The sequence below is a fragment of the Acinetobacter sp. RIT698 genome (assembly GCF_009668065.1).
GTDB lineage: Bacteria > Pseudomonadota > Gammaproteobacteria > Pseudomonadales > Moraxellaceae > Acinetobacter > Acinetobacter guillouiae.
This window is the reverse complement of record NZ_WJYH01000050.1, coordinates 1-16,301: the sequence shown is the minus strand read 5'-3', so window position 1 is coordinate 16,301 and position 16,301 is coordinate 1. Positions and strand designations below refer to the sequence as shown.

Genomic DNA, 16,301 nt, shown 5'->3' with positions numbered 1-16,301 from the left:
GGGGGGAAAGCATCATGTTTCATACTGTATTAATTGCAAACCGTGGTGAAATTGCTGTAAGAGCCATTCGAACCTTAAAGAAATTAGGCATCAAAAGTATAGCTGTCTATTCAGACACAGATCGTTATGCTCAGCATGTATTAGATGCAGACCTCGCAGTTGCTTTACAGGGGATTAAGCCAGCAGATACGTATTTGAGTATTGAAAAGTTAATCCGAATTGCAAAAGACACAGGCGCACAAGCGATTTTCCCGGGTTATGGTTTTCTTTCTGAAAGTGCTGAGTTCTCTCAAGCATGTGAGGAAAACGATATTGCATTTATGGGGCCTACAGCCGAGCAAATTTTAGAATTCGGACTAAAACATCGTGCACGTGAACTGGCGGCCATAGCCAATGTGCCAATGACACCCGGAACAGGTTTATTAAATAGTTTAGATGAAGCACTCGAAGCTGCGGAAACAATTGGTTATCCGATCATGCTGAAAAGTACCGCAGGTGGTGGCGGTATTGGTTTAACCCGCTGTGACTCAAAAGATGCCTTAATGGAAGCTTATGAAAGTGTGAAACGCTTAGGTGAGCAATTTTTTAAGGATGCTGGCGTCTTTTTAGAACGCTTTATAGATAAGGCTCGTCATGTAGAGGTACAGATATTTGGTGATGGTCAAGGTCAAGTGGTTGCTTTGGGAGAACGGGATTGTTCACTACAACGTCGTAACCAAAAAATTGTTGAAGAAACACCTGCAGCAAATTTACCTGACGCAACACGAAAAAAACTACATCAAGCTGCAATTGAGCTCGGAAAATCGGTTCAATATCGTAGCGCTGGAACCGTTGAGTTTATTTATGATGCAGCACGAGATGAGTTTTATTTCTTAGAGGTCAATACTCGACTACAAGTTGAACACCCTGTAACAGAAATGGTAACAGGGCTGGATTTAATCGAATGTATGCTAAAAGTCGCATCAGGGGATCGGTTGGATTGGGATGACTTAGCGCATATACAGCCCCAAGGTGCAGCTATAGAAGTTCGGGTCTACGCAGAAGACCCAGTTAAGAATTTTCAGCCGAGTCCAGGTGTTTTAACTGATGTTTATTTCCCTGAAGGAATTCGGGTTGATACATGGGGATCTACAGGCACTGAAATTTCTCAATATTTTGATCCAATGATTGCTAAGATCATCGTTCATGCTGAAAATCGTGAGGCTGCGATACAAAAGTTAAAACAAGCATTAGTTGAAGCACGACTCAACGGTATTAGTACCAATCTTGATTATGCGCGTGAGATTATTTCAGATGTTCGCTTTGAAAGTATGCAAATCTGGACACGGATGTTAGACGATTTTAAATATACACCTCGGGTGATTGAAGTGGTTCAGCCGGGAACATTAAGTTCGATTCAAGATTATCCTGGGCGTATTGGTTATTGGGATATTGGCGTCCCACCATCAGGCCCTATGGATGATTTTGCTTTCCAATTGGCAAATAAAATTGTAGGCAATGATGCTAAAGCTGCGGGTTTTGAATTTACCTTGATGGGGCCTACGTTAAAATTTCATGCTGATACCACCATTGCATTAACAGGTGCGCCATGTTCTGCATATCTTGACGATCAAACTATTCATTTTTGGCAACCGATCACAGTCAAGTCTGGACAGATACTTGAGTTAGGGCAAGTTGAATCCGGTTGTCGAACATATCTTTCAGTACGGGATGGTTTGGATGTCCCAGTATATTTAGGCAGTCGCTCGACTTTTGCATTAGGTAATTTTGGAGGTCATGCTGGTCGTACACTTCGTGCAGGTGATACGATTAAAATGGTGAATCCGACTTTACTTATGAATGAGTTACCTATTGCCATTGCACAACCACAAGCATTGTCTAACCACTTAATTCCAAGCTATAGCACCGAATGGAAAATCGGAGTGCTATATGGCCCACATGGCGCACCAGATTTTTTTAAACAAGAATATATTGAAGAATTCTTTGCTTCAGAATGGACGGTTCATTTTAACTCAAACCGTTTAGGAATTCGTTTAAGTGGGCCAACGCCTAGTTGGGCACGAGAAAATGGTGGAGAAGCTGGATTACATCCTTCCAATGTACACGATTGTGAATATGCCATTGGCGCAATCAACTTTACAGGTGATTTCCCTGTTATTTTAGCTAAAGATGGACCAAGTCTTGGTGGGTTTGTTTGCCCAGTAACCATTGCTAAAGCAGAATTATGGAAAATCGGACAACTTAAAGCAGATGATAAAATCTCTTTTTATCCATTAAGCGTAGAACAAGCGAATCAATTAGAACAACAGCAGCTAGATTTGATTGAAAACTTTTCAACTGCTGTTCCAGATGTAGCCCCTATTTCTAAAGCGGAAATGGGTACGACGATTTTGGCACAGAGAGAGGCTATGCAGCTTTCTCCAAAAACAGTTTATCGTCAAGCCGGAGATAGTTATATCTTACTTGAGTATGGTGACAATATTCTGGATCTTTCCCTTAGGTTACGTGTCCACAAATTGATAGAGCTGATACGTGCTCACAATATCGCAGGTATTTTAGAATTATCACCTGGTGTTCGTTCCTTGCAAATTAAATATGATGGTTTGATCATCCCGCAAAAAACGCTAATCGCTGAACTGCTCTATTTAGAAGAACAAATGGGAGATCTAAGCCAAATAAAAATACCATCACGTATCGTTTATTTACCCATGGCATTTGAAGATAGTGCCACCCTGAGTGCAGTTGAACGATATCAGGAAAGTGTTTGCGCCAAAGCACCATGGCTTCCAAATAATGTGGATTTTATTCAGCGAATTAATGGTTTAAAACACCGTGATGAAGTTAAACAAATCTTATTTAATGCAAATTATCTTGTGCTTGGATTAGGAGATGTTTATCTGACAGCACCTTGCGCAGTACCGATAGACCCGCGTCATCGTTTATTAAGCTCTAAATATAATCCAGCACGTACATTTACCGCAGAAGGGACTGTGGGAATTGGTGGTATGTACATGTGTATTTATGGAATGGATTCACCAGGTGGATACCAATTAATTGGTCGCACATTACCGATCTGGAATAAATTTAAAAAGAATAAACAATTTGGCGATAAACAATGGTTCCTGCAATTTTTTGACCAAATCAAATTTTTTGAGGTTACTGAAGCTGAATTAGATCAGTGGCGTTTAGATTTTGCCAATGGTCAAGCTCAAATTCAAATTGAAGAAACTGAATTTGATTATGCGCAATACTGTAAATTTTTAGAGGATGAAGCTGACAGCATCGAGGTGTTTAAAGAAAAACAACAGTTTGCTTTTAAAACTGAAGTTGAACGATGGAAAGAAGATTTTATCCATCCAGAAGAAACCCAAAAGGATTACATTGAACAGCAAGATTTTAGTCACTTTGTCGCTTTAAATGCATCAATGACAGGCAATATATGGAAAATATTGGTTGAACATGGTCAAGTGGTGAAGAAAGGTGAAACTGTAGCGATCATCGAGGCTATGAAAATGGAATTACCTGTATATGCATCTGAAGACGGTATTGTAAAAGCTGTGACTTGTCGCGCTGGTCAGACAGTACATAGTGGTGAGCCATTGGTCTATATGGAATAGGATATGACTGAAATAAAGAATTCTTTAAAAAGCTCAGACAATTTGTCTGAGCTGGTTTATCGAAGAATCAAGAATGATATTTTTGATTTTAAACTTATGCCGAGTGAGCGTTTTACTGAGTCAGAAATTGCTAAAACTTATCAAGTGAGTCGTACCCCTATACGTCAAGCTTTATATCGTTTACAGCAGGAAGGTTATGTAGAGGTTAGTTTTCGAAGTGGTTGGCAGGTGAGACCACTGAACTTTAGATATTATGAAGAACTGTATGATGTTCGCATCATTTTAGAAAAAGCAGCCATCGAAATACTTTGCGCTCATATTGGGGAGCCATCAATTGAGTTGGCAGTATTAAAAGATTTATGGTGTATCGAACCTGAGCAATACCTAAAAGATATTAAGGCGCTTTCTCAACAAGATGAAGATTTCCATTGTTCTCTTGTTCGTGCAGCAGGTAATCAGGAAATGGCACGAATACATCGAGAACTGAGTGAAAAAATTAGAATTATTCGTCGCTTAGATTTCTCCAAACAATATCGTATAGAGGCAACTTATGCTGAGCATCAGACTATTTTAGGTTTTATTTTTAGAAAAGAACGGGATTCTGCGCTAAATGCGACTACAGAGCATATCAAACAGAGCCGTGATGAGGTCAAGAAAATTACATTGCAAATGCTAGATTCTAGTCAATTTATTTAAGCTAAAATTTTGATTAATTGACTTATACTTCAATGCTTTTAAGGGAAGGATGATGAATATTTGTTGTAAATTGAGAGAAATGTATAAATGCTGAAAAATGGGGTATTGTAAGTTAAATTAAATAATAAATTTTTTATACTTGTAGAAGTAGCTCAAACTCATTGAGGGAACTTCTATTAGCTTGGTTTTGTTCGCAACAATCAGGTGGTGATAACCATCTGCATATTTCCTTAAAATAACAAAACATCCCCCACAAAAATTCTGCTACATCGTGCAAAACCTCAATATTTTCGGTTTTGGCCTTAATTCAATTTGAGAGAACTGGAAACATTGGAGTTGTGGTTATTTGCTTGGAAATGGTAAAAGCTCTGGAAAAGTAAAGAGTTTTAAGGAAAAACAGAGTGCATTTGTGTAAAGCAAAGTATGACTGAATTCAGTAATGAGCAATTGGCAAAGATTGCCCAATTTTAATTTTATTTCTAATTTAATAAAAAAATCAATATTAAAATGAGTTTTAACAGAGTGCTATATTTACAATTCAGAAAAATATTTATCTTATTAAAACAAAGTCAATGTTTTTTATGTAATTAATTGATGTTTTTGTTATTGATTATTGAAACTTAATAATCGATTGTATGTAAAAATATGATACATAATAGCATTAAAAATAAACTTGATTATTTGGTGTATTTGTTTTATGTGAAAAGTAAAGGAAAAAATTATGAATATATTTAGAATGTCAGCTTTAACCTGCTTATCATTGTTAGTAACTTTCTTAATTTATTACTTAAGTGTAAGCCAAGTCTATGCTAGACCTTTTTTAGATGATCTTACTGCAAGCCCTGATCGAATTAATTCTTGTATTAGTGATTCTGGTATAAACCCTATTTCTAAACAAGTTGAACTTTCAAAAGTAGATATTAAAGGGCCGCTACCATTTATTCGATCTTATTCAACACTTATTCAATTGACTCCAAAAGAATATAACCAAGCCTATCAAAGTCCTATGGATAGAGACCTGAAAGAAATGGGAATTGGTTGGACACATAATTATGCATATAAACTTGAAGAAGGAGTTGCTATTCCTTTTTATGGTGTAATACCGGCATTGCGATTATTTTTACCAGAAGAAGGACGATTTATTACTTTTTTAATAAACCGTAATCAATTCATTAGATCATCAGGGGCTCCATATTGGGGAACAGTGACTGATGGAGAAACAAAGTTAATTCCAGGAAGTAAAAGAGGTGAAGTTATCGCTCAACATAAAGGAACTGAAATTGTTTTCCAATATCAATCAAATAATAAATCATATATAGCAACAAAAGCAACTTATCCTAATGGTAAGGTAATATCATTTGGTTATACATATGCTTCCGAGTATAAAAGATGGCTACTTATAACAGTATCTGATAATTTGGGTAACGCTTTACAAATAAATCATCATAATGGGAATTATAATCGAGATTTAAAAGGAGTTATTTCAAGTGTTAAATCTAATAATACTATAAACCCACAAGTTGTTAACTATAATTATGAGATTCGTTCAGTTACATGGCCTAAACCATTCTTTATGTTTTCTGGTGTGCCAGATAATGTTTATAGTTTTAATAGTCTACCAAATTTAATCAGCGTAGAGTCTACTGCAAACCCAAGAGAAGATTATACATATCAAGATTATTATAAAAAGGCTTTATATAGATCACAAGTAAAATTACCAATACTATCAGAATATAAACAATCAAATATTGCAATTAGGAACTGGGCGTATAGTGATACATCTATTTTGAGTCAAATTCCAGGATTATCAAATGATGTTAAAATTGAAAGTAATGATAATATTTTGTCAATTTATCGTCAGTTTAATTCTAATTTAAATAAAACTGATCGTTATATTAATAATATAAACCTAACTAATAATGATGTTGGTAATGTGCCTGCTACATTATACGGTGCTGATGAAAGATTTTCGAGAATACAAGCGGAAGGTGCCGCAAACTGCCTTACTTATAATAATAGACCAATTAAGAGCTTTATTACTGCTAATGGAATTCGGCAAATTTCATCAATTATAGATCAAAATCAAAATAGAACAGATTTTAAATATGATGCAAATGCACGTTTGATAGGAATGACTGAAGCAAAGGGGACTTCATTAGAGCGCCTATCAGCATTAACTTATGAGACAAAATACTGGATTCCAAATACATTAAAACGTGGAAATTTGACTCAAATTAATGTTATCAATGAACTAGGGCAAATTATTAGGACCACTCAAAATTCTATTCAATCAGGAAGCCTAGATAAGGTTACTCATTATGAGTATTTAGCTAATGGACTACTAATCTCTATGAATGGTCCGAGAAATGGTGATACTGATAAAATCAAATTTACCTATGATAATTTTGGAAATCTTGGATCTATAACAAAAAATATAAATGGTATAGATCGTATAACGAGCTTCACAAATTATAATTCTTTTGGCTTTCCTCAACAGGTGAGTTATCCATCTGGGATCATAGATAACTTTGTCTATAATAATGATGGAACTGTAGCAAATAAAACAACAGTGAGTGGTGGGGCAACAGATTCAACGACCTATCAGTATGATGGCTTCAAAAGGCTGACTTCAGAAACGGATTCAAATGGAGAAATTAGATCATTTGGGTATAATCTCAATAATCAGTTAATTAAAATGATTTTACCAGATGGAAGTCAAATTAATAGAAGTTATTTTAGTAATGGATTAATTGCCTCTGAAAATATTTCTGATAATGCAGGGAATACTGCTACAGAAAATTCAATAACCCTTGATAGAAATGGTTATCCACTTGTAATTCAACAAGGAAATATTGTTGGTCGTAATAAAATAACAAATAGCTATGATGCAAATGGTAATTTGATACAAACTACTACAGCATTAGGTGTTGCTGAAAAATGGAAATATGACGCTTTAGGTCGCGTAAATTCACATACAGATGGTTTAGGGAATATTTATACCTTTAATTATGATGTAAATGATAATCTCATCCAAGCAAAAGATCCTCTTAACTCTGGTACACAGCCATTTAACTATCGCAATGGTGGTGTTTTGATTCAGGAAGTTAACTCAGATTATGGCAATAAAAATTATGGTTATGATGAAAGTGATTTATTAACCCAATTTACTTTTGGTAGACGAAAATGTGATTATTTGAGTATTGATGCTGCTGAAAGAGTTGGACAATTAACTTGTTCAAATACATCATCTAGTGTTGAGTCTAATCTCATTCATAATTTTGGATATACATATGATCAGAGTCGTTTTAATAATTTAGACTCAATAATATCAAAAGATAATGCGTATGGAGTAAATGATTTCTATGTATATGATGCGCTTGGGCGTATGATTGGTAAATCCCAAACTAATAAATCTGTTGCAACATGGGGAGCACAAAGCCCTATTTTGTCTGTTGGATATGGCTATACACCTAATGATAAACCGCAGGTTCTTCGTCTAGCGTCTGGTCGAATAGTCACTTTCAATTATGATCAGAATAAAAAGAATCAGCTTAAAAGCATAAGTCTTGATAATACTGTGATTGTAAATAATGTAAGTTACAATAATGCAGGTTTGCTAACAGTTTGGAATTGGGGAGGAGGAGCTGCATCATATGGAATCTCATACGATGCAACAAAAAATGGAACCATTAAATCAATTACTAATCATGATAATGCGGGCGCCATAAACTTTAGTTTACTTTATGAAAGTGATCAAGATGGACGCATTTCGAAAATTACTCGCAATAATGGAACATATGATAAATTTTCATATGATGCAGCGAATAGACTAATATCTGAATCGCGTCATAATGGCGGAGTTAATATCTTTGGTATTCAATATACTTATGACCGAAATGGAAATAGACTATCTTTAACAGCAACAGGTGCACACCAACAACCTCAAGCTAATGTTAATTATACTTATGCTGGAAATAAACTATCCTCTATTAATGGTAATGCGACATGGCATAGTGAAAATGCAGAATTAATTTATGGTGCATTTACTCCAACTTATGACAATGCTGGTAATCGTAGAAAGGATAAAATGAATGGGGATGCATCTGCATCACAATTTTATATGACATATAATGATAAGAACCAGCGAACATTAAGGGCGCATGTTGTAAATGGCTCTGAGTGGAAAGCTGACACAATACAATATGTATATGATGAAGGGGGTCATCTCATTGGTGAATATAATAGTAATGGTAAACCATTAGTGGAATATATTTGGTTTAAGAATAAACCTGTAGTTGCAATTTATGGTGAAAGTGCAGATATTTATTGGATTGTAACGGACTTAAATAATACCCCGAGAAGATTAATCAATAGTAAAGATGGATCAACAATCGTTTGGTCTTGGGACTCAACTGCATTTGGTGTTGGTGCTCCAGAAATTGAAACAGTGAAATTCCATTTACGTTTTCCTGGACAAATTTATGATGAATTAACCAAGCAATTTTACAATCATAATCGTTATTATAACCCTGAATTAGGTCGTTATATGGAGCCTGATCCTGCTGGACTAGAATTTAATCCTAATCCTTATGCATATGCAAATAATAACCCAATTATGTATGTTGATCCTACAGGAAAAAATCCTGTATTAATTGCAATGGGTGTTGGGGCAGGAATTAGTGGTGCTTTTTACACAGGGAAAATTTTTGTTAGTGCTTATCGCGATAATAATGAAAATAATCAAGGTGTTTGGAGTAATTTTTCTAATAAATTTTCATGGACAGAGCTTGGTCAACAAGCTGCTATAGGCGCGGCATTTGGTGGTGTAGGTAAAGCAGCATTTCTTGCAGCAGATGTACACGTTGCAAAAGCTGTACTTCCCGAAAGTGCGACATTAGTTCAAAAAGCTTCAAATTTTGGAACAAACTTAGCGACTAATAAAACCCGTGAATTTTCAACGACAGCAGGTTTTGTGATTACAGGTAATTTATTTGCTGGTAAAATGTCGACCAATTTAATTTTTGGTAGTTATAATGATCAAAGAGCAAATGAACGAATGAATCAGCAGATAGCTCAACAACAGGTATATCAGCAGCTATATCGTCAATTTTATCAGCAGTCTATTCAACCACCAAGAAATTTAGGGCAACTTCCTACTATTCGATTAAATCTTAATGATACGAACGCTGGTGTTCGACAACAAATCCAAAATGGATTGAATCAAAATACGTATTGGTAGGAGAATATTTATGTCAATATTAGAAAATCTACTAAGTATTATTTTTGTTTTATTCATAGGTTATTGGGTTTCTAAAACAGGGTGGAAATTAAGATATCTTGCACCTTGGTGTTTCTTGGTTGTTTTTATATTAGTTTCATTATTTGTCTCAAGAGATTACTCAAATAGAGGGAAGGTAATTAATTTTTTTGTTGATGGAAATTTTTCGCCTAATCCTCATGCTATGGACTTATTGTTTGTGTCAACAGGCTTAGCTTGTGTAAGTACATTTTTATTGGTCTTATCTGTTTGGGCAATAAGGAAAAATGTATTTTTTTAAAGGGATCATCTATTGTTGATTTTATTGTAATTACTTTTATTTAATGTTTTATATTGCTATTGAAAGATTACGTTATATTTTTCATGTAATAAGAGAATCCATGCCCAGTACTATCCGCTATTGATTTGTTCAGTTTAATAATACGCATAATGGGTGTTAGCGTAGGAATTGATGCTACGAGTAAAGGACTAGGTTTTAAAGCTGTAGTTAATATTTTCGTAGTAACTTCTCATGGAAAGAACTTGGTCAATAGACTGCTATAGGTGCTGCATTTGGTGGTATAGGTAAAGCAGCATTTCTTGCAGCAGATGTGCATGTTGCAAAAAATGTTCTTCTTGAAAGTGCGACATTAGTCCAAAAGGCTTCAAATTTTGGAGCAAACTTAGCGACTAATAAAACCCGTAAATTTTCAACGACAGCAGGTTTTGTGATTACAGGTAATTTATTTGTAGGGAAAATGTCGACCAATTTAATTTTTGGTAGCTATAATGATCAAAGAGCAAATGAATCAGCAGATAGCTAAATAGCAAGCATACCAGCAGTTGTATCGATAATTTTATCAACAGTCGATTCAGCCTCCTCGAACTTTAGGTCAATTGCCTACGATTCGACTCAATCTCAATGATACTAATGCCGGTGTTCGACAACAAATCCAAAATGGATTGAATCAAAATACGTATTGGTAGGAGATCGCCAATGTCAATATTAGAGAATTTATTAGGGCTTATTGTTGTTTTATTTATTGGTTATCTTATTGCTAAAACTGGTTGGAAGCTAAGATATCTTGCACCAATAGTTTTTTTAGGAACTAGTATGTTGGTATTAAAAATCATATCAATCTCTTTTCCTATGGATTGGGAGAAAATGCATTTTTTTTCTGACAGTAAATTAATATTTAATGAATTGGCTATGCAAGCATTACTTGTAGCTTGCGGTGCTGGTAGTGTGGTTACATTCTTGTTAGTTTTATCTGTTTGGGCAATACGTAAAAATGTATTTTTTTAAAAAGGACTAATGCTGATTTTATTGTAATTACTTTTATTGAATGAGGTGACTGCCATATGTAGCCACCTCATTTTAATTTTGATAACTGATGTTTTATATTGCTATTGAAAGATTAGGTTATATTTTCCATGTAATAAGAGAACCTATGCCCAGTACATACGAACGAACGCTGGTGTTCGACAACAAATCCAAAATGGATTGAATCAAAATACGTATTGGTAGGAGAATATTTATGTCAATTTTAGAAAATCTACTAAGTATTATTTTTGCTTTATTCATAGGTTATTTGGTTTCTAAAACAGGGTGGAAATTAAGATATCTTGCACCTTTTTGCTTTGTTGTTGTATTTATAGTGACATGGAGTGTTGTTTCTAATTTTTTCTCACCAAGAAAAGATGTAATTCAGTTTTTTATGAATGGTAAATTCTTTCCTAACTCTTATACATTCGATTTATTGTTTGCATCTACAGGGTTAGCCTGTGTAAGTACTTTTTTATTAGTCTTGTCTGTTTGGGCAATAAGAAAAAATGTATTTTTTTAAAGGGATCATCTATTGTTTATTTTATTGAATGAGATGACTGCATATGTAGCCACCTCATTTTAATTTCTATAACTGAATGCCTTATATTGCTATTAAAAGATTATGTTATATTTTTCATGTAATAAGAGAATCCATGTCCAGTAAATACGAACGCTGGTGTTTGACAACAAATCCAAAATGGATTGAATCAACATACGTATTGGTAGGAGATCGCCTATGTCAATATTAGAGAATTTATTAGGGCTTATTGTTGTTTTATTTATTGGTTATCTTATTGCTAAAACTGGTTGGAAGTTAAGATATCTAGCACCAGCTTTTTTTTTGGTAACATCAATATTTGTTATGATTTTACTAATAAAGCTGTCACCTTCAGAATGGGAGAAAATGCATTTTTTTTCTGATGGTAAACTAGCAAATGAATTAGCGATGCAGGCGTTAATACTTTCATGTGGTGCTGGTAGTGTGATTACATTCTTGTTAGTTTTATCTGTTTGGGCAATACGTAAAAATGTATTTTTTTTAAAAAGACTAATGCTGATTTTATTGTAATTACTTTTATTGAGCGAGGTGAATGCATATGCAGTCACCTCATTAAATTTTGATTAGTCACAACGGACTTTGTTGCATAAACAAATCGATAACGGCCTATTCAGTAATATTTAGATGAATTAGCCCACAGCTAAAATCTATCACAACAAGCTTTTATTAAGATTCGAGACCTTTATCAAAATGGGTAATTTTCATTTTTTCAAGATCTGTGTCAGATCAAGTCGGAATGAATATACTTACTAATATTTAAAAACAAAAAAACCACTTAGGATTAATGCACCTAAGTGGTTGTCTTATTTGGTGGGCCCGCCCAGACTTGAACTGGGGACCAACGGATTATGAGTCCGCTGCTCTAACCAACTGAGCTACAGGCCCTTCATCAAGTGAATTGATTAATTATCAACTACTTGGAACGTGTGCAATACTATCTAAGATTTTAGAGTTTATCAAGTTTTTTTTTACAAGTAGACTGTAGAGAATAGCTTGATATAGTGTTTAGCATTGCGACAGCTAGAGATTCTATATATGTCAACACCAAGAGTAAAGCTGACAAAAGACATTTATTGATCAATTGGAGCTTAGATCTGCGATTTATCGAGACAATAAGTTGATTGGCTTTGTTGTACGTGTAAATAACAGCGATAAAACTTATATCGCTGAAAAGAAAGTTCTCAGTCGATCTGTTTGCTTAATTTCGGATTATATGGAAATACGATCTAGACTAAGAGTATGACTTGGCAAAGGAAAAATTGCTGCAAATGGCATAAGGGATAAATCCCAACCCAGAGAAAAAACAAAAAATATCAGAGAGCAGTAACAACAATTAAATATCGAGAAAAAGAAGTCTACAGTAGCTAAAGCAAACGGAGCTTTTATAAATTACTTCAATTTAAAGTTTCTTCAAGCAAGATCAATCATGGGCTATACAATCAAAAATAGATCGTTTAAAAAGAGGGCGGTATTGAAATTGTTATTAGCATCTTAATTTAAGATTTTTTATTTTAAATAGAATTTTAATTAAATTCACTATTAGAAAAGCAAGGAAACACCTTGCTTTTCTTAATCTGCTTTAAAATTTTTTAAAACGCTAAGCTTATAAAAATAGCTACACATCACTCTAACTTAGCCTTGCCAGCTCGCAAGCATATAGATCACAATCGCAAGTAAAAATAGACCCACTAAGAGTAAAATATATTTGGGGATTCTACGCTTTTCTTGTGCTTTTTCTGATCTTTCTTGAGCTGGTGATGTCTTGTTATCTTGTAGCATATTAACCTCTAAGATTTATCAAGTGATTAACTTATATGGTGGACTAATCTCATCAATACTGTGTGAATAAATGTTGTTCAAAAGTGATCAATGTGGATTAAGTGAAATTTTAAGTATTGAATAAAATGATACTTTAAAATATGGGTTAGTTATTTTAAAAATAAAAACATAGTGTTAATTGGTATTCTATATTGAGTTAAAATAAATAAGCATGACTTAAATTCACAAGAACTTACAACACTAAACAGCGAATAAAATAATCCATGTTATTAAGATAATCCTTATATTTATCGTTATATGGAGACGTGATTATGCCTATAGGAGATAAATCTGCATATACAGCAAAGCAGAAAAGACAAGCCCAACATATTTATGAAAGTGAGAAAAAACAAGGTCGTTCGGACGAAGATGCACAACGTATTGTTTGGGCGACCGTAAATAAGCAGGATGGAGGTGGGAAAAAATTACGCCACTCTTAGCTGATTCAATCCACCACGGTGGATTTTTTATTTGTTAAATAAAATACTAAATTCCAATAACTAAATGAGATTATTATAAAGATGATTTTTAAAATTTGCCTATAGGATTATCTGTGGTCGTTATTTAAAACATTACGCCGTTATTCATTACCCATATTACTACTCATAAATTCTAGAATAGAAAATATATCAACATGCAAACCGAGCGAATATCAAAGTGTAATTTATTAGACAGATTTAAAAAAGCAAATTCTTAGATCAGCATGCCAATCAAAATACAATGATTGATGAAGGATCTAAATCAGAAATAAGGTTGCTTGATATCAATACAAAGCCATCAATACAAAACCAATAGTGATCCCTTGAAAATTAGATTCAATCTCCTATAATAAGCAAACAAATGATAATGATATGTATTCTTGATTATGTTTAAAGGTAAAAGCTTCGATAATTTTTTAAAATTTAGCTTCTTTATGTTTATGGTTTTAACCTTTTGTGCGCTCGGCATGGCGATCTATGAGAAATTCATAGGTCAAGCAGATAAAATTGTTTTAGGTCCAGCCTTAACCTTTATGTTTTTTGCATTTTTTGCAAAATATCAATATGCAATTCAATACTGGGGCAAACGCCTCGATCTTATCAATGAAGGCGAAAGACAACGCCAATTAAGATTGGATGAAGATACGAAAGTCTTAAAAAATAAGATTTAATCAAATATAAAACGCTCGATGAAACTCATCGAGCGTTTTATATGGAATAAGTGTCAATCTACTTCAGAACGTGACACACATAAATTGAATAAAACTCAGTTGTAATAGGCAAAATCTATACTTCTAGCCAAGTGTCTTTAACCTCTTGAGAATCTTTAGTTAAGATCACTTTTTCGCCTTTTATCTCACCAACCCAAGATGTTGGGATGAGATGGTGATGTCCATCGCCATGTTTGGTCAGTTTGATTTGGTCTGCTCCAACAAGGTGATCTACCTCACCAACTTTGGTTCCACAAGACGCAATAACATCGGCATGATTCTTAATACTTTCAACATTGATAGAAGTCATTTGATACTTTCCTATTGAAATGTGATTTGAATATTTACCTTATATGAAATAGATAGGTGAGTCTTGGTCTGAAATGAAAAGGCTACAAGACAGCCAAAATAATTACTTAATGAATTAAATTTTATACATGGTAATTTTTTGAAATTAATTATAAATGAAGCCATTACAGTATTTAAGTCACTGTAATGGCTTTAGGTTTTAACAGATAGACCTAGAAACGATAACCTACACCAAGGTAAGTGATCAGTGGGTCGATCTCAATTTTAGTTTTAGCCTGAATGAGCTTTGCATTGTTGTTGGTGTTTAGGACAGTAATGGTTGCCGTATTGTCTAACTTCGCATAAGAAATAGAGGCTGTAGCAAACCAGTTTTGTTTAAAGTCATAGGTAAAACCAGCAGTAACAATCGGAGCAATGGCATCAGTTGCATCTACTTTAACTTTCATGTTGCCGCTCGATGGCTTTCCTTCTAAAGAAGCACCTGCTTTACCATCATGAATGTTTTGAATCATATGTCCAGCACGTATCAAATCATTTTCAATTCCTGAATTGATTTCGATATCATTGAAGTAGGCATACATTAAACCAGCACCTACAAATGGTCTGAACTTATTGACACCAGATTTACCAAAATAGTACTGCGCTTGTATGGCAGGCGTCCAAGCTCTAGCAGATGCAGCAGTGTTATAACTATCCAAATCTGTAATTAAAAGATTGTTTTTTAAATACAAATCGCCTGCAATGCCACCGAGTGGTTGAGAAGCTGCTGAAAAGGGTGCATAAACAGTACCTTTTCCTTTTAGATCAACTTTTGGTGGAATCCCTGCAATCAATTGAACAGCAACATTGTCGGTGACATTATAAGTAAACATCATACCTAACGTGTCTACATCCTCAACTTCCAAACCAGCATCCGCTGACCAATGGGCAATCCCATTGATTTCAGCAATTCCTGTTAATTGGTCTATTAATGTTGGGTCATCTGCCATAATTGCATCCAACAGATCATCAAATACATACCGTCCTTCCTCATTACTCGGCATGTTGAGTATGCTAATAAGGTTGGGATCCATCGCATCAATACGCGATTGATCGAGATTATCTATAATCGTTTTGCCTGAAATTACACCCACCGCAGCTTTAGTACCATTACCTACAGAGGTATTAATCCTAAAAGGTTGTGCTTTCCCCATTGATGACATATGTAACCAACCTGAAGAAACCGAGAAGCGTTTAAAATCTTCAGCTTGACTTATTCCCGCAATACAAATGAGTGAGGTTGTAATGACGGCTTTTTGAAAGATCTTTTTTGTTTTCACTTGAATTCATCCTTTTAAATACAATCACTGTCTTCTTGACAATGAGATTATTAAAATTACATAAAACAACCAATAAGTAGAGTAAAAACTCTAATTTAAAAACAGTATTAAGACTTAGAAGTTAATTAATAATGATCGAAAAGTAATATAAAAAACATAAAATCATAGAGTTGTTTGAAAATAATGTATTTTTAAGTATATTTTTCATAT

At 34.2% G+C, this 16,301-nt stretch carries 13 protein-coding genes and 1 tRNA gene; 10 read left to right on the top strand and 4 right to left on the bottom strand.

Translation table 11 applies throughout. From position 1 onward, the window contains the following. Nucleotides 1-14: 14 nt before the first annotated feature. The 8 genes from uca (at nucleotide 15) to GJV03_RS17705 (ending at nucleotide 11,966) form a co-directional block, all read left to right on the top strand. Nucleotides 15-3,617 (top strand): urea carboxylase, encoded by a 3,603-nt coding sequence (uca, locus tag GJV03_RS17740; protein WP_154130722.1) that lies wholly within the window; start codon nucleotides 15-17, stop codon nucleotides 3,615-3,617. A gap of 3 nt (nucleotides 3,618-3,620) precedes the next feature. Then, nucleotides 3,621-4,313 carry a GntR family transcriptional regulator gene (locus GJV03_RS17735; RefSeq protein ID WP_004721035.1) on the top strand — a complete coding sequence of 231 codons (693 nt, stop codon included), beginning with the start codon at nucleotides 3,621-3,623 and terminating at the stop codon, nucleotides 4,311-4,313. 721 nt (nucleotides 4,314-5,034) lie between these two features. Next, the gene (locus tag GJV03_RS17730; RefSeq protein WP_154130721.1) at nucleotides 5,035-9,552 is read left to right on the top strand and encodes an RHS repeat-associated core domain-containing protein; all 4,518 of its coding nucleotides are present in this window, start codon (nucleotides 5,035-5,037) and stop codon (nucleotides 9,550-9,552) included. Nucleotides 9,553-9,562: 10 nt separating this feature from the next. Continuing rightward, a complete protein-coding gene (locus tag GJV03_RS17725) occupies nucleotides 9,563-9,871 on the top strand; it encodes a hypothetical protein (protein ID WP_154130720.1) in 309 nt (102 codons plus the stop codon). Between the two features lie 310 nt (nucleotides 9,872-10,181). Continuing rightward, entirely contained in the window at nucleotides 10,182-10,394 is a 213-nt protein-coding gene (locus GJV03_RS17720) for a hypothetical protein (RefSeq protein ID WP_154130719.1), read from the top strand. Nucleotides 10,395-10,567: 173 nt separating this feature from the next. Next, nucleotides 10,568-10,876 carry a hypothetical protein gene (locus GJV03_RS17715; protein WP_154130718.1) on the top strand — a complete coding sequence of 103 codons (309 nt, stop codon included), beginning with the start codon at nucleotides 10,568-10,570 and terminating at the stop codon, nucleotides 10,874-10,876. Nucleotides 10,877-11,108: 232 nt separating this feature from the next. After that, nucleotides 11,109-11,417 carry a hypothetical protein gene (locus tag GJV03_RS17710; RefSeq protein ID WP_154130717.1) on the top strand — a complete coding sequence of 103 codons (309 nt, stop codon included), beginning with the start codon at nucleotides 11,109-11,111 and terminating at the stop codon, nucleotides 11,415-11,417. Nucleotides 11,418-11,633: 216 nt separating this feature from the next. Next, complete coding sequence (locus GJV03_RS17705; protein ID WP_154130715.1) at nucleotides 11,634-11,966, top strand: hypothetical protein; 333 nt, start codon at nucleotides 11,634-11,636, stop codon at nucleotides 11,964-11,966. A 298-nt stretch (nucleotides 11,967-12,264) separates the two neighbouring features. On the opposite strand, the gene GJV03_RS17700 is transcribed toward GJV03_RS17705, so the two are convergent. Both GJV03_RS17700 and GJV03_RS21545 read right to left on the bottom strand, forming a co-directional pair. Beyond that, nucleotides 12,265-12,341: transfer RNA gene (locus tag GJV03_RS17700), tRNA-Ile, on the bottom strand. Nucleotides 12,342-13,088: 747 nt separating this feature from the next. Continuing rightward, the gene (locus GJV03_RS21545) at nucleotides 13,089-13,235 is read right to left on the bottom strand and encodes a hypothetical protein (protein WP_171501877.1); all 147 of its coding nucleotides are present in this window, start codon (nucleotides 13,233-13,235) and stop codon (nucleotides 13,089-13,091) included. A 311-nt stretch (nucleotides 13,236-13,546) separates the two neighbouring features. On the opposite strand from GJV03_RS21545, the gene GJV03_RS21540 reads away from it, so the two are divergent. Both GJV03_RS21540 and GJV03_RS17695 read left to right on the top strand, forming a co-directional pair. Further along, complete coding sequence (locus GJV03_RS21540) at nucleotides 13,547-13,714, top strand: hypothetical protein (RefSeq protein WP_171501876.1); 168 nt, start codon at nucleotides 13,547-13,549, stop codon at nucleotides 13,712-13,714. Nucleotides 13,715-14,139: 425 nt separating this feature from the next. Further along, nucleotides 14,140-14,424 (top strand): hypothetical protein, encoded by a 285-nt coding sequence (locus GJV03_RS17695; protein WP_004721029.1) that lies wholly within the window; start codon nucleotides 14,140-14,142, stop codon nucleotides 14,422-14,424. A 115-nt stretch (nucleotides 14,425-14,539) separates the two neighbouring features. On the opposite strand, the gene GJV03_RS17690 is transcribed toward GJV03_RS17695, so the two are convergent. Further along, entirely contained in the window at nucleotides 14,540-14,773 is a 234-nt protein-coding gene (locus GJV03_RS17690; protein WP_004721027.1) for a DUF2171 domain-containing protein, read from the bottom strand. A 211-nt stretch (nucleotides 14,774-14,984) separates the two neighbouring features. Beyond that, nucleotides 14,985-16,091, bottom strand: a complete 1,107-nt coding sequence (locus GJV03_RS17685; protein ID WP_004721026.1) for an OmpW family outer membrane protein — start codon at nucleotides 16,089-16,091, stop codon at nucleotides 14,985-14,987. Between the last annotated feature and the right edge of the window lie 210 nt (nucleotides 16,092-16,301).

Bases quoted from the DNA above. Each gene is read 5' to 3' on its own strand.
- GJV03_RS17690 (WP_004721027.1), bottom strand. From the start codon at position 14,773: ATGACTTCTATCAATGTTGAAAGTATTAAGAATCATGCCGATGTTATT.
- GJV03_RS17695 (WP_004721029.1), top strand. From the start codon at position 14,140: ATGTTTAAAGGTAAAAGCTTCGATAATTTTTTAAAATTTAGCTTCTTT.
- uca (WP_154130722.1), top strand. From the start codon at position 15: ATGTTTCATACTGTATTAATTGCAAACCGTGGTGAAATTGCTGTAAGA.
- GJV03_RS17730 (WP_154130721.1), top strand. From the start codon at position 5,035: ATGAATATATTTAGAATGTCAGCTTTAACCTGCTTATCATTGTTAGTA.
- GJV03_RS17705 (WP_154130715.1), top strand. From the start codon at position 11,634: ATGTCAATATTAGAGAATTTATTAGGGCTTATTGTTGTTTTATTTATT.
- GJV03_RS17710 (WP_154130717.1), top strand. From the start codon at position 11,109: ATGTCAATTTTAGAAAATCTACTAAGTATTATTTTTGCTTTATTCATA.
- GJV03_RS21545 (WP_171501877.1), bottom strand. From the start codon at position 13,235: ATGCTACAAGATAACAAGACATCACCAGCTCAAGAAAGATCAGAAAAA.
- GJV03_RS21540 (WP_171501876.1), top strand. From the start codon at position 13,547: ATGCCTATAGGAGATAAATCTGCATATACAGCAAAGCAGAAAAGACAA.
- GJV03_RS17735 (WP_004721035.1), top strand. From the start codon at position 3,621: ATGACTGAAATAAAGAATTCTTTAAAAAGCTCAGACAATTTGTCTGAG.
- GJV03_RS17725 (WP_154130720.1), top strand. From the start codon at position 9,563: ATGTCAATATTAGAAAATCTACTAAGTATTATTTTTGTTTTATTCATA.
- GJV03_RS17715 (WP_154130718.1), top strand. From the start codon at position 10,568: ATGTCAATATTAGAGAATTTATTAGGGCTTATTGTTGTTTTATTTATT.